The sequence below is a fragment of the Eikenella sp. Marseille-P7795 genome, assembly GCF_916618725.1.
Taxonomy (GTDB): domain Bacteria; phylum Pseudomonadota; class Gammaproteobacteria; order Burkholderiales; family Neisseriaceae; genus Eikenella; species Eikenella longinqua.
Window position 1 is genome coordinate 293,044 of record NZ_CAKAJZ010000002.1, and the last position, 13,344, is coordinate 306,387.

13 protein-coding genes and 1 tRNA gene are annotated in these 13,344 nt (G+C 57.1%); 7 read left to right on the forward strand and 7 right to left on the reverse strand.

The features are described from left to right. The first annotated feature begins 658 nt into the window (after nt 1-658). The 7 genes from LG371_RS04835 to LG371_RS04865 all read left to right on the forward strand — a co-directional run bounded on the left by LG371_RS04835 (nt 659) and on the right by LG371_RS04865 (nt 8,282). The gene (locus tag LG371_RS04835) at nt 659-1,918 is read left to right on the forward strand and encodes a M48 family metallopeptidase (RefSeq protein ID WP_225747867.1); all 1,260 of its coding nucleotides are present in this window, start codon (nt 659-661) and stop codon (nt 1,916-1,918) included. A 169-nt stretch (nt 1,919-2,087) separates the two neighbouring features. Then, on the forward strand, nt 2,088-3,053 hold the full coding sequence (locus LG371_RS04840) for an energy transducer TonB (protein ID WP_225747868.1): 966 nt from the start codon (nt 2,088-2,090) through the stop codon (nt 3,051-3,053). Nucleotides 3,054-3,110: 57 nt separating this feature from the next. Beyond that, complete coding sequence (locus LG371_RS04845) at nt 3,111-3,767, forward strand: MotA/TolQ/ExbB proton channel family protein (RefSeq protein WP_067590026.1); 657 nt, start codon at nt 3,111-3,113, stop codon at nt 3,765-3,767. A gap of 3 nt (nt 3,768-3,770) precedes the next feature. Further along, nucleotides 3,771-4,211, forward strand: a complete 441-nt coding sequence (locus LG371_RS04850; protein WP_067590033.1) for a biopolymer transporter ExbD — start codon at nt 3,771-3,773, stop codon at nt 4,209-4,211. 242 nt (nt 4,212-4,453) lie between these two features. Beyond that, a complete protein-coding gene (ileS, locus tag LG371_RS04855; RefSeq protein WP_225747869.1) occupies nt 4,454-7,243 on the forward strand; it encodes an isoleucine--tRNA ligase in 2,790 nt (929 codons plus the stop codon). A 159-nt stretch (nt 7,244-7,402) separates the two neighbouring features. After that, entirely contained in the window at nt 7,403-8,083 is a 681-nt protein-coding gene (locus tag LG371_RS04860) for a hypothetical protein (RefSeq protein ID WP_067590356.1), read from the forward strand. A gap of 123 nt (nt 8,084-8,206) precedes the next feature. Beyond that, nucleotides 8,207-8,282 (forward strand) — tRNA-Lys (locus LG371_RS04865). A gap of 29 nt (nt 8,283-8,311) precedes the next feature. Here LG371_RS04865 and LG371_RS04870 read toward each other — a convergent pair. From LG371_RS04870 to LG371_RS04900, 7 genes are all read right to left on the reverse strand, one after another. Further along, nucleotides 8,312-9,343: a site-specific integrase gene (locus tag LG371_RS04870; RefSeq protein WP_225748049.1), complete on the reverse strand. Its 1,032-nt coding sequence runs from the start codon at nt 9,341-9,343 to the stop codon at nt 8,312-8,314. Continuing rightward, nucleotides 9,244-9,645 (reverse strand): helix-turn-helix domain-containing protein, encoded by a 402-nt coding sequence (locus tag LG371_RS12380; RefSeq protein ID WP_370632664.1) that lies wholly within the window; start codon nt 9,643-9,645, stop codon nt 9,244-9,246. The genes LG371_RS04870 and LG371_RS12380 overlap by 100 nt, the downstream gene beginning before the upstream one ends. Then, a complete protein-coding gene (locus LG371_RS04880; protein WP_225747870.1) occupies nt 9,587-9,886 on the reverse strand; it encodes a hypothetical protein in 300 nt (99 codons plus the stop codon). Before LG371_RS04880 ends, LG371_RS12380 begins: the two co-directional genes overlap by 59 nt. Nucleotides 9,887-10,404: 518 nt before the next feature. After that, the gene (locus tag LG371_RS04885) at nt 10,405-10,752 is read right to left on the reverse strand and encodes a DUF551 domain-containing protein (protein ID WP_225747871.1); all 348 of its coding nucleotides are present in this window, start codon (nt 10,750-10,752) and stop codon (nt 10,405-10,407) included. Continuing rightward, nucleotides 10,749-11,054 (reverse strand): MazG-like family protein, encoded by a 306-nt coding sequence (locus tag LG371_RS04890; RefSeq protein WP_225747872.1) that lies wholly within the window; start codon nt 11,052-11,054, stop codon nt 10,749-10,751. The genes LG371_RS04885 and LG371_RS04890 overlap by 4 nt, the downstream gene beginning before the upstream one ends. 9 nt (nt 11,055-11,063) lie before the next feature. Further along, complete coding sequence (locus LG371_RS04895) at nt 11,064-11,936, reverse strand: DNA methyltransferase (protein WP_225747873.1); 873 nt, start codon at nt 11,934-11,936, stop codon at nt 11,064-11,066. Further along, on the reverse strand, nt 11,876-13,339 hold the full coding sequence (locus LG371_RS04900) for a helicase-related protein (RefSeq protein ID WP_225747874.1): 1,464 nt from the start codon (nt 13,337-13,339) through the stop codon (nt 11,876-11,878). Before LG371_RS04900 ends, LG371_RS04895 begins: the two co-directional genes overlap by 61 nt. Between the last annotated feature and the right edge of the window lie 5 nt (nt 13,340-13,344).

Below are 13,344 nucleotides of genomic sequence, written 5' to 3' on the forward strand. Positions count from 1 at the left end.
CATCCCCAAGCATAGTGAAACCAACATCCAAAGAACACCCATTCCCGCCAAACACAAAACAGGAAAGGCCACCTGAAACCCTCCGATATTTTCAGGTAGCCTTTCCCACAAACCATATCGCCACATTTCACTCAACTCAGCTTAATTATCCCCACACCACCTGCAAGCCGCCGCCTGATTGGCACACAAGCCCATGCCCCACCGTCCTGTCGTATATTTAATTTCCGCTGCTCTTTCAGTCCGCTAGCCACCCGTTTTCACACTTACTTACAATCAAGAAAAAGCAGGTTAAATCATAGTATTAGCCTTGCCCACCCCCGCAAGCCCCCGTATAATTCGGCCTCGTTAGGTAGCCAGGAATGACTGCTTAACAAGTTTCTCCTCTATTTCTCCTTTGTAGATTTGGCGCATATTTTTATATGCGCCGCTTTTTTCGCCCCTTATCCGCCGGTTTTTGGCATTTTCAGCCACTCGGCCGCCCAATCCGGCTCGCCGGCAAAGTATAGTGAATTAAACTGCGTTGGCTCGCCTTGCCGTAACGCGTGCACTGCCTACGGCCCGCCGCCTTGTCCCATTCTTATTTTCATCCGCTATTAGTGCCGCAAACGCAGATTGGCTTATACTGCCGCCGTTTCCGATCAAACAAACCGATTCACCCATGTCCGCCCACACCGTTTTCTACGTTTTCCTCGCCTTCACCGCCCTATCCACCCTGCTGCAACTCTATTTGTCGCTGCGCCAAAGCCGCGCCGTACTGCTGCACCGCCACCGCGTGCCGCGCGATTTCAACGCGGTGGTTACGCTAGAAGAACACCAAAAAGCCGCCGACTACGCCCTGGCCAAACAGCGGCTTGCACGCTGGCAGATTCTCTACGACACCCTGCTCCTGCTGCTCTTCACCCTCGGCGGCGGGCTAAACCTGCTCGCGCAAGCCGCCGCCCGCCTCAGCGCTTCGCCGCTCACCCAAGGCGTGCTGCTGATTGTGCTGTTTTCGCTGGCCAGCAGCCTTCTGTCGCAACCCTTCGCGCTCTACCGCAGCTTCCGCTTGGAAGCCGCCTTCGGCTTCAACAAGATGACCTTGGCCACCTTCTTTGCCGACCAAATCAAAGGCCTGCTGCTGGGCGCGCTCATCGGCATCCCGCTGCTGTATGCCGTGATTTATCTGATGGGCGCGGCCGGCGCGCTGTGGTGGCTGTGGGTGTGGCTGCTGTGGCTGGGCTTTTCCCTGCTGATGCTGTGGGCGTTCCCCAAGTGGATTGCCCCGCTGTTCAACCGCTTCGAGCCGCTGGCCGACGAAGCGCTGCAACAGCGCATCACCAACCTGCTCTCGCGCACCGGCTTTGCCAGCAAAGGCATTTTCGTGATGGACGGCAGCAAGCGCAGCGGCCATGCCAACGCCTATTTTACCGGGCTGGGCCAAAACAAGCGCATCGTCTTCTTCGACACCCTGCTGCAAGGCATGCAGCCGCAGGAAGTGGAAGCCGTGCTGGCGCACGAGCTCGGCCATTTCAAACACCGCCACATCGTGAAGCAGATTGCCGTGCGCTTCCTACTCGCGCTGTTGGTGCTGTTTGCCCTCGGGCAAATCATCCACTTCGCCGCCGTGTATCACGGGCTGGGCGTGGCCTACCCCAGCCACGCCATGGCGCTGCTGCTGATGATGCTGGTGCTGCCCGTGTTTGCCTTCCCGTTCACGCCCTTGGGCAGCTTCTCCTCGCGCCGCAACGAATTCGAAGCCGACCGCTTCGCCGCCGCACACACCCACGCCGAAGACCTCGTTTCCGCCCTCATCAAGCTCTACCGCAGCAACACCGCCAGCCTGGTGAACGACCGCTGGTATGCCCGCTGGTACGACAGCCACCCCAACGCCCGCGAACGCATCGCCGCCCTGCGCCAAAGCCAAGTAGAGGCTACCTGAAAACGAAGTTTCTGCGAAGCTAAAACGCCCGCCAAGCCGCCGCATCATAAGAAGGCTACCTGAAAATCCCCGTTTTTCAGGTAGCCTTCTTCATCGAAACGCACCTTCCGCGCTGCCCATAAAAATTCCTTGCAAACAGAAATAGTTCGCATTAATATACCGCCCCATCATGCAAACCGAAAACCGCTTTTTCTCACCGGCCGTGTTGTTGTTCGTGATCGCCGCCCATGTCCTGCTGTATTGGCTGCTGGTCTCGATCAAACCGCCAGAACTGCCCGCCCAGCCGCCCGGGCTGAGCTTTGTCGATCTTGGCATGCTCGGCGGCGGCGGTGGCGGCGGCCAGGGCGGCGATGTGGTGGTGGAAGAAGAGCCCGCGCCCTCCTCCGGCCAGCCCGAGCAGCCGCCCGCCCCGCAAGCGCAGCCGAAGCCGGACACACCCAAGCCCGTTCAGCCCAAGCCCGCGCCAGAGCAGCGCGCCCAAATCAAGCCGGTGGAACGCAACGACCGCCCGGCCGACATCGTTCAGCCCAAACCTCAGCCCGAAGCCAAACCGGTGCGCCCCGAGCCCAAACCCGAGCCGCGCCCCGAAACCAAACCCGTGGCACCCACCAACCATCCGCCGGCCAACGCGCCGTCTAACACCGCCGGCGGCCACAATGCTGGTGGCAGCGGCGGCCAAGGCCACGGCGCGCCCTCTGCCGGTTCGGGCGGCGGCAGCGGTGGCGGCCAAGGCACAGGCGTCGGGCCCGGCCAAGGCAGCGGCCGCGGGCCGGGTTCCGGCTCCGGCGAAGGCGGCGGCCACGGCAGCGGTCGAGGCACGGGCAACGGCCCGGGTACGGGCGGCGGTGGCGGCGACAGCAACCCCTCCCACCTCGGCGGCTACCTGAACAACCCGAAACCGCCCTATCCGCCGCAGTTGGAAGAAGAAGGCATCAGCGGCACTGTGCGCCTGCGCGTGATGGTGGAAGCAAACGGCAAGCCCTCCAGCGTGGAAGTGCTGTCCGCCACCCATCCGCTGTTCGGCCGTTCTGCCGAGAAAACTGTGCGCGAGCGCTACACCTTTACCCCGGCCAAACGCAACGGCCAGCCGGTGCGCGCCAGCTACACCTTCACCCTCCGCTTTACCGCCCCCTAGGCGGCAGCCCGATTTCCCGCATTTATCATATAAACAACAGCATCATTTAGGAGCATCATGAACTTAGGACACGTTTTCGCCCAAGGCGACATAGTATTGATCAGCGTCTTCATCATCTTAGTGCTGATGAGCGTCGCCACCTGGTGGATCATCATCGTGCGCGGCATCCGCCTGCACCAAGTGCGCCACGCCAACCGCGGCACCATCGAAGCCGTGGCCACCGTCTCTTCCATGGAAGACATGCTGCGGCTGGCCAAAGCCCATCCTTCCCCGCTGAGCGAGCTCACCGAATCCGCCATCCGCGCCGCGCGCCAATACCGCGCCAACCCCGCCAGCCCGCTCACTACCATTCCGCTGGGCGACTACCTGGTGCAGCACATCCGCAACACCCTGAACATCGCCAAGCGCGGCCTCAACGGCGGGCTCACCATCCTCGCCTCCGTGGGCGCCACCGCCCCGTTTATCGGCCTGTTCGGCACGGTGTGGGGCATTTATCACGCGCTGGAAAACATCAGCCTGCAAGGCCAGGTAAACATCGCCACCGTGGCCGGCCCCATCGGCGAAGCGCTGGTGGCCACCGCCGTGGGCCTGTTTGCCGCCATCCCCGCCGTGCTTTCCTACAACTTCATCGTGCACGGCAACCGGCAAGTGGCGCAGGATATGGACGCCTACGCCTACGACCTGCACGTGAAAATCATGAACGACAAGGAGTAAGCCATGGCATTCGGCTCGATGAACAGCGGCGACGACGCCCCGATGGCCGACATTAACGTTACCCCGCTGGTGGACGTGATGCTCGTGCTGCTGATCGTATTCATGATCACCATGCCGGTGATGACCCACTCCATCCCGCTGGAGCTGCCCACCGCCTCGGCCAAACAGGTGGCGGAAAACGCCGCGCAGCCCAAAGACCCGCTACGCCTCTCCATCTCCGCCGACGGCAGCTACCACCTGGCCGAAGGCGAGCAGATTTCCCTGCAGGCGCTGGAAAGCCGGCTGCAAGAGCTGGCCAAAACCAACCCCGACCAGGTTATCGCCATCGCCGCCGACAAAAACGCCCAGTTCGACTACGTGGAGAAAGCCCTCAGCGCCGTGCGCGATGCCGGCCTGAGCAAAGTCGGCTTCGTAACCGAAGAGCCGGAGCGGCCGGCGCAGTAAACCCATCCGCCGCGCTTAAAGGCTACCTGAAACGCCATGCAGCTAAGTTTTCAGGTAGCCTTTCCCTTTGTGTTTCCATACGGCACACAGGCTACCGGAACACCAAAAGGCTACCTGAAACCGGCAATCCCGCTTTCAGGTAGCCTTTTGCGCCAAATCCTTATAAAATCGGCGGCTTGTTTTCCTTATCCTTCCAACCGCAGCGCAGGCCGTCTGACCCCGCCTGCCAAACCGAGACCACCATGACCGACTACTCCCAAACCGTAAACCTCTACGAATCCCCCTTCCCCATGCGCGGCAACCTTGCCAAGCGCGAGCCGGCATGGGTGAAGCAGTGGCAGGACGAAAAACGCTACCAGAAGCTGCGCCAAATCGCCGCCGGCCGCCCCAAATTCATCCTGCACGACGGCCCGCCCTATGCCAACGGCGACATCCACATCGGTCATGCGGTCAATAAGATTTTGAAAGACATCATCATCCGCAGCAAAACGCTGGCGGGTTTCGACGCGCCCTATGTGCCGGGCTGGGACTGCCACGGCCTACCGATTGAGGTGATGGTGGAAAAACTGCACGGCAAGGAAATGCCGCCTTCCAAATTCCGCGAGCTGTGCCGCCAGTATGCCGCCGAGCAGATTCTGCGCCAGAAAAAAGACTTCATCCGTTTGGGCGTTATCGGCGATTGGGACGACCCCTACCTCACCATGGACTACCAAACCGAAGCCGACACCGTGCGCACGCTGGGCGAGATTTACAAAGCAGGCTACCTGTATCGCGGCGCGAAGCCCGTGCAGTTCTGCTTGGACTGCGGCTCGTCGCTGGCCGAAGCCGAAGTGGAATACAAAGACAAAGTGTCGCCCGCCATCGACGTGGCCTACCGTTTTCAAGACAACGCTGCGCTGGCCAAGGCTTTCAGGCTGCCTGAAATTTCGGGCGACGCCTTTGCCGTGATTTGGACGACCACGCCGTGGACGCTGCCCGCCAGCCAGGCCATTTCCGCCGGCGCAGACATTGTGTACCAATTGATTGACACGCCGCGCGGCAAACTGGTTCTCGCCAAAGATTTGGCCGAAGCCGCACTGGAACGCTGCGGTTTTTCAGGTAGCCCCATCCTTGCCGAATGCACCGGCGCGGATTTGGAAAACCTGAAAGCCGAACACCCCTTTATCGAGCGCGACATCCCGATTCTGAACGGCAGCCACGTTACCACCGATGCCGGTACCGGCCTCGTGCATACCGCCCCCGCGCACGGTTTGGAAGACTACGCCGTCTGCAACCAATACGGCATCGAGCTCTACAACCCCGTGAACGCGCAGGGTAAATATATCGCCGAAGTGCCGCGCGTGGCCGGCATGAGCGTGTGGGAAGCCAACCCCGTGATTTTGGAATGGCTGCAAGAAAACGGCCGCCTGCTCGCCAGCGAAAAAATCACCCACAGCTACGCCCACTGCTGGCGGCACAAAACCCCGCTGATTTACCGCGCCACCGGCCAATGGTTTATCGGCATGGACAAAGCCGGCGCAGACGGCAAAACCCTGCGCGACAAAGCCCTCAAAGCCGTGGACGACACCGAATTCTTCCCCGCATGGGGACGCGCGCGGCTGGAAGCCATGATTGAAGGCCGCCCCGACTGGGTGGTGAGCCGCCAGCGTTTCTGGGGCACGCCGATGACCTTCTTCGCCCACAAGGAAACCGGCGAGCTGCACCCCGATTCCGCCGCGCTGCTGGAAAAAATCGCCCTGCTCATCGAGAAAAAAGGCATCAACGCCTGGTTCGAGCTCGACAAAGCCGAGCTGTTGTCGCCCGAAGACTGCGAACACTACGACAAACTGCCCGACACCATGGACGTGTGGTTCGATTCAGGCAGCACCCATTTTTCCGTGCTGAAACAACGCCCCGAGCTCGCCTGGCCGGCCGATTTGTATCTGGAAGGCAGCGACCAGCACCGAGGCTGGTTCCAATCCTCCATGCTCACCGGCTGCGCCACACTCGGCCGCGCGCCCTACAAACAACTGCTCACCCACGGCTTCGTGGTGGACCAAAACGGGCGCAAAATGTCCAAATCCATCGGCAACGTGGTCGCCCCGCAGGAGGTGTACAACGAATTCGGCGCGGACATCCTGCGCCTGTGGGCGGCCGCCACCGATTACAGCGGCGAATTGGCGATTTCCAAAGAAATCCTCAAACGCGTAACCGAAAGCTACCGCCGCATCCGCAACACGCTCAGCTTCCTGTTTGCCAACCTCAAAGACTTCAACCCGATTGAAGATGCCGTGCCGCAGGCCGATATGGTGGAAATCGACCGCTACGCCCTCGTGCTGGCGCGGCAGTTGCAGGAAAAGGTTTCAGGCAGCCACTACCCGCGCTACGCCTTCCACTTCGCCGTGCAGGACATCGTGCAGTTCTGCTCCGAAGACTTGGGCGCGTTCTATCTCGACATCCTGAAAGACCGCCTCTACACCACCAAAAAAGACGGCCACGCCCGCCGCAGCGCGCAAACCGCGCTCTACCACATCACCCGCAGCCTCGTGCTTTTGATGTCGCCCATCCTCTGCTTCACCGCCGAAGAAGCGTGGGACATCATCGGCGGCGGCGAAGAAGACAGCGTGCTCTACCACACCCTGCACGACTTCCCGCCCATCCCCGCCGCCAGCGAAGCCGCGCTGCTGGAAAAATGGACGGCCGTGCGCGAAGCCCGCGCCTTGGTGAACGCCGCCATCGAGCCGCTGCGCGCCGACAAAACCGTCGGATCGTCCCTGCAAGCCGAAGTCGATTTAAGGCTGCCTGAAAAGCTATACCGCCCCTGCGCCGCCTTGGGCAGCGAACTGCGCTTCGTGCTGCTCGTCTCGTCCGCCGCGCTGCAAAACGGCGGCGAAGCCGAAGCCCAAATCAGCGTGCGCCCCAGCCAATCCGCCAAATGCGAACGCTGCTGGCACTATGTGGACAGCGTAGGCAGCGTGGCGCACCACCCGACCCTGTGCGCCCGCTGTGCGGAGAATGTGGACGGCAAGGGCGAAGAGCGGGATTACGCTTAAGCCGGTTGAGGCTACTTGAAAACAAAGTTTCCACAGGAAGCGGAGTTTCTGCGAAGCTAAACCGTCAGCTTCAACGAAGTTAAAATATCCGCAGCAATAAGGTGGGCAATGATGCCCACCTTTTTTCAGGTAGCCTGGAAATACATAAGGATCAAACACATGACAAGCCTCTCTTATTTAGACCTGCAACAGGGCAATGTGGAAAGCTGTTGCATGATGGTGTCCAAAGCAGAAGTGCCGCAATGGTACAAGCAAGGCTGGCTGCCGTATTACGCCGTCGGCCTGTCGCGCCGCGAGGCCAACCGCGCCTATATGGTTTACGGCTTCATGCGCTTCAAGCGCGATGTGCTGCTGTTTAGCCGCCCCGAATATTTGGCAGCCAAATCCCCCATCGGACGCAAAATTGTTGGCTTCTGCACCCATCTGGGCACTTACGGCATGGGCGGCCCCGGCTTTTTCGGGCTGCTGTTGGACACAGACGAATACTTGGTTTACACAGCATGGCACGCAGGATACAACACGCTGCTAGACAACCGTGCAGTAGAAATTTACCCATGCGGCCACACCGCCGCACGCGGTTGGGTCGGCAGCTTGAACGGAGCCGAATGGGACGAACTCTCTCCCCTGCTCACCGGCTGCGAAATCACCGACTGCACCCTTACCGAGCACCGCTGCACCTTGCAGCTGCAAAAAGACGGCCAAACCCATTTATTGGAATTCGTGCGCCAAGACGAACGCATCCCGCGTACCCCTGATCAAGAATCCCGCCTGGCATACGAAGACGGGGAAATCGCCGACTATTTGATGTATCAGCATAAAAAGGCTTGGCTGGTAGTGTAGGTAGGCTTGTCTATGCGGCAAAAGGCTACCTGAAAACCATTTTTTAGTTTTCAGGTAGCCTCCCCATTTCCGACCATACTTGACACCGAGTTAAACAATTTTTACAATGCGCATCTTCCATTCGGGTCGTTAGCTCAGTTGGTAGAGCAGCGGACTCTTAATCCGTTGGTCGAGCGTTCGAGCCGCTCACGACCCACCAGAATAATCTAAACTAATCAGCAATTTAGATTAGATTATTTTACCCTCCAAGGTTTGCTTATTTGAGACTTTGACAAAACTTTGGAGTAAACCGATTCCGGGGGCAATACCGGAATCAATCAATCGGGCGTGTTGTGATAAGTGTTCCGGGGCGAGGTGGGCATACCTCTGCACCATTTCGACACTTTCCCAACCGCCCATTTCTTTTAGGGCTGCCAGGGGTGTGCCCTGCTGGACGAGCCAGCTTGCCCATGTGTGCCGCAGATCGTGCCAGCGAAAATCCGTTATCCCCGCTTTCTCCAACGCCTCACGCCACACACGGCTGCTGATGGATTTAACCCGTGCGCCTTTGCTATGCGTAAACACATAATCGCTGACGCGCGGCCTGTCCATCAATACCTGCATGGCGGTGTGGTTGAGCGGTACGCCTATCGCTTTCCCGGCTTTGGCTTGGTCGGGATATATCCAGGCCACCTGCCGCCGTAGGTCTATCTGCTCCCATTTGAGATTGAGCACGTTGGCTTGCCTCAATCCGGTGGCGAGCGAGAAGATGACCAAATGCTGCATATACGGCAGGCCGTCTAGGGCATTGACCAGCCGTTGTGCTTCTTCCGGATACAGCCACCTGATGCGTTTCTTCGGCTCTTTGTGGAGTTTGAGCTTAGGGGCTTTGTCCAGCCAGTCCCATTCGTTCACGCATTTGTTCAGGATGGCGCGTATCAGGGCGAAGTATCTGTTCTTGGTGCTGCTGGAACAGTTCTTCTGATTCACGACTTGATGGATAAAATCGCGGGTCAGGTCGCTAAGCAGTACGCCGCGCAATTCTGGCAATAGGCGGATTTTGTCTTTGTCTCCGTCTAAGCTTTTCTTGTCTTGGTTTTCCTGCAACCAGCGGACACATGCTTCATCCCACAGGTGCTGCGGCTTCTCCCCTAGGTTCTCATCACGCCAAAGCTCGTGCTTCAGTTTGTCGTGCAGCTCTTGCGCTGCCCGTTTGTCCCTCGTGCCAGTAGTGCGTCTAAGTCTTTTGCCGCCTGCTGAGCATATGGATATTTGCCATATCCCGTAGTCGTTGAGATAGATTGACATTTTTCTTTACTCCTTCTGCCAATCACCGCTTGCTCGCGTTCATTTTGCTTCGCGGCGATGTAGTTTTCAAGTGCGGACTCTGTAATGACCCACGCCCTACCCGCTTTGAATGCCATAATTTCCCCGGACTTGCACATCTGCCGGATGGAGACGGGGTGGCATTTCAAGATGCTGGCTGCCTCGTGGATGTTGTAGGTTTGCAGGATGTTCCCCTGCTTAAATAATAATCTTGATGATGGACTGTTCGCCGTCCACTTCTTCCAGCCCGTCCAAATCCTGTAGCCCTTGCATGGCTACCTCGTATAGGATCTGGCTAAGGTTCTCACGGGTTACGCCTTCGCTCGTTATCCTTGCTTCGCGGATTTCGTATTCAGGCTTGCCGTGTAGCTTCAGCCAAATCTCGAAGCGGTATTTGCGCGGCTTGTCGAAGATGCGCTTGCGTTTCACAGGGTCGGCAAAGTCGCCGAACATCTCCGCCGTTTCCTGAAACTCGCGGTAGGTATCTGCACCAACCAAGGGGAAGGTGCAGTACCCGCGATAGGGTTTGGACGGTTTCCGTTTTCGGTTTCGGCTCACGTCTCAATCTCCAAACTAAAGACCGCCCGAAGGCGGCCTAGTTAATCAATATCCCCACGGCAGATGTCGTACTGCGGTGGTTGCTTTATAACTTAGATAAATACTAAATCATGAAATCCACTCTGCGGATTCCTTTAATAAATAAAATCTTCTTTTTGTCTCGCTAAGTAAATAATAAACTGTCTCTTGGTAACTCTTCATTTTTATATCTTTCATATAAAAACTATTAAAAACAAAATACTTTAAAACCAAAAGTATCGGCCACAATATAGTGAGGCCACTTAACCAAGAAATAAAATGCAGCCCGATAAGTAATAACCTTATTAGAAAGAAAGCTGCATCCATCATCAGCAAAGGACTCACTAATAAAAATAACCAGAAATATACTGAAGGCTTTTTAAATTTCATACGCGAATCTTTCATTGTGTCTTTGCAGCATCAAGACTGCTAAAGCCGCATTACGCGGCGGGGTTTGTGGTGGGCGGGGCGGGGAACGGTTGCCAATGCGTGATTTCGTCAGTACGGCATACTCCTAACCACATCCCTCTTTCTACGCTGTAATAGGCAGTAACGATTTGCATGTAGAAAGAACTGAAGGTTAAATATCTTTTGCTGCTTTCAGGCAGCCTATCCTTCACACTTATCCATTCTGGTCGAGCTGCTTTGGCTTGCCAGCCTTCCCATTTGTACTGCGTGCCGAGGCGGCTGTATTCGTCGCCTACTCGTTCCGTCTGCGGATTGGTTGGATATAGCTCAGCCATCCATGCCTCAAACGCCTTGCGTTCTTCGATTCTTTCGGGTGTCATTGCACATCCTCCTCTTTCACGAATATGCCGTCTTTCATCACGCCGCGCCGGTCTTTGATTTCGTCATAGGCTTGGGCGATGCAGTCCTCAATTTTCAGGCCGTTCTGTGCCGCCAGGATAGTCAGCACGACTACGCAATCGCCGATGCTGTCAGCGATACGGCGGCGCGGGCGGCCACGGGAAATATCGGCGGCCAGTTCGCCGGTCTCTTCTACGAGCTTGGCCAGCTGTCGGAAACTGTCGCTGCCTGCGATAAGGTTGCGGGTTTCTGCCCATTCGCGGATTTGGGTAAATGTTTTCATGGTTGCTCCTTATGCAACGAATAAATCGCCCTGTTTGGATGCGTTGGCTAAATTCTGCACAGCTTGATTGAAATAGCTTTCTTTCAATTCCGCGCCGATAAACCTGCGCCCCATCTCTAAGGCTACAAAGCCTTCTGAACCAATGCCGACAAATGGGGATAGCACGATATCGCCGGGGTTTGTCCATAAGTCCACGCCCCTGCGGATTACGTCTAATTGCAGTGGGCAGATATGCCTTTCATCGTCATGCTCTCTTGCGCTGCGATATTGCAGCGTGTCAGATGGGTCAATGTCCATCCATATCGGGCTGGCGACTTTTTGCCATTTATCCACGGGGTATTGTTCTGGGTTGTGGATGACTTTATCGGTGATGTCGCCGGGGGTGCGCATGGTAATCAGATAATCAGGGATGCCTTGGCGGCACATGCTGGCATTCGTGCGCACGGTTTTATGCAGCAGCCCGAGTGCTTTAGTGCGCTGCATGGCGGTAACGGGGTCTTTCCAGATGACGACTTCGCTGGCATAGATAAAGCCGTGCTGTTGGAAGCAGCGGATTAACTCGCCTCGGAAGTCTTTCAACCCGATATAGCCATCCCGCTCCTTGCTGGTGGGGAGCTGCATGCAGTGGAATGACACGTTTCTGCCCGGCTTCATCACCCGCGCCAGCTCGGCTACGAGGTAGGAAAAATGCTCGAAGAACTCGGCATCGCTGCGGCAGTTGCCCATATCGCGCTGGCTGTTGCTGTAGGTGTAGAGGCTGGCAAACGGGGGGCTGAAAATCGAATAGTCGATGGATTGGCTCGGCAGCCCGCTGACTACCTCTACGCAGTCGCCGTTGTACAAGCTCCAGTTATCGCCTGATTGTTGTTTGATGATGTCCATGTTTGGTTCTCGCTGATTAACCAGCCCGGCAGCCGCATGGCTTCGTTGCGCTGGTATGGATTAAAAATTCGTTGTTGCCCGATGACGGATTCTTTCACCGCCTCTCCGGTGGCGGCTGAAAGCTCGTCTGCCATAGCTTTGGCATCGCGCTCTTTGCGCTTGATGTTGGCTACCACGCTGCCTTCTTCTTCGCTGGCGATGATGTGGACAAATACCTCTTTGCTTTGCCCAAAACGCCAACAGCGGCGCACGGATTGATAATAGGCTTCGTAGCTGTCGGTTACGCCGACAAATGCCATATTGCGGCAATGCTGCCAGTTCATGCCGAATCCGAAGATGCTGCCTTTGGATAACAGCACTTGGGTTTCGCCAAGCCGCCATGACTGCTCTAATTCCAGCCGCTCTTCTAGGTCGGTGCTGCCGCGAATCGATGCCACGCTGATACCGGCTTGCTGGAAAGCATCCTCAAGCGCGTCTTGCTCGGCGTTGAGGTCGCACCAAACCAGCCATTTTTCGCTCGATTCGGACACGAGCCGGACGCACTCGACTACGCGCTGGGTAATCGAACGGCGGCGGGCATCCCGCCTATCCTGCATTTCGGTGGCTTCCACCGGGAATAAAAAGCCACGCTCGTTGGCGTGGTCAATATCGGATAGCACGGTGTGCTGCTGGATGTGTAATGGCGGCAGGTTGTATGCGCCATCATCAAATCCTAAATCGGACGGCTTGCGAACCATTGCGCCCCATGATGACACCCATCGCCAAAATACTGCCTTGGCGTGGCCTTTCAATCTCCAGTCTTGCGTTTTGGCGGCATCATGCACGAAGTATTCCGCCAACATTTCGGCACGGGTGCAGATACCTAGAAACTCTGCATGTGTGCCTAGCTCGGTGTAATCGTTCGGGCTGGGGGTAGCGGTGGCGCATAGCTTGTAATCGCAATGGGCAAACGCTTCCGTTAGCTGGCTGAATGTTTTGGCGGTGTGGTGTTTGATGATACTGGATTCATCCAGCACCACGGCATCAAATTGTGCTGCGTCGAACTTGTGCAGCCGCTCGTAGTTGGTGATGTTAATGCCATCGGCTGCGTCTTGCGGCTCACGGCATAACGTGATGCTGATGCCGATACTTTTTGCCTCTTCTGCGGTTTGCACGGCAACAGAAAGCGGGGCAAGGATTAACACCCGGCAACCGACTGATTTAACCAGCGCATCAGCCCAAGCCAACTGCATACGGGTTTTGCCCAGCCCGGTATCGGCGAAGATGGCTGCCTTGCCACGGCGTAGCGCCCATTCTGCTAGTGCTTTTTGGTGTGGGTTTAGGTCGTAGCCGGACAAGTCCGCACGAATTCCTACTGGCAATCTTTGGGATAGTTTGGCATCAATGTATTGCTGGTATTGCATATCGA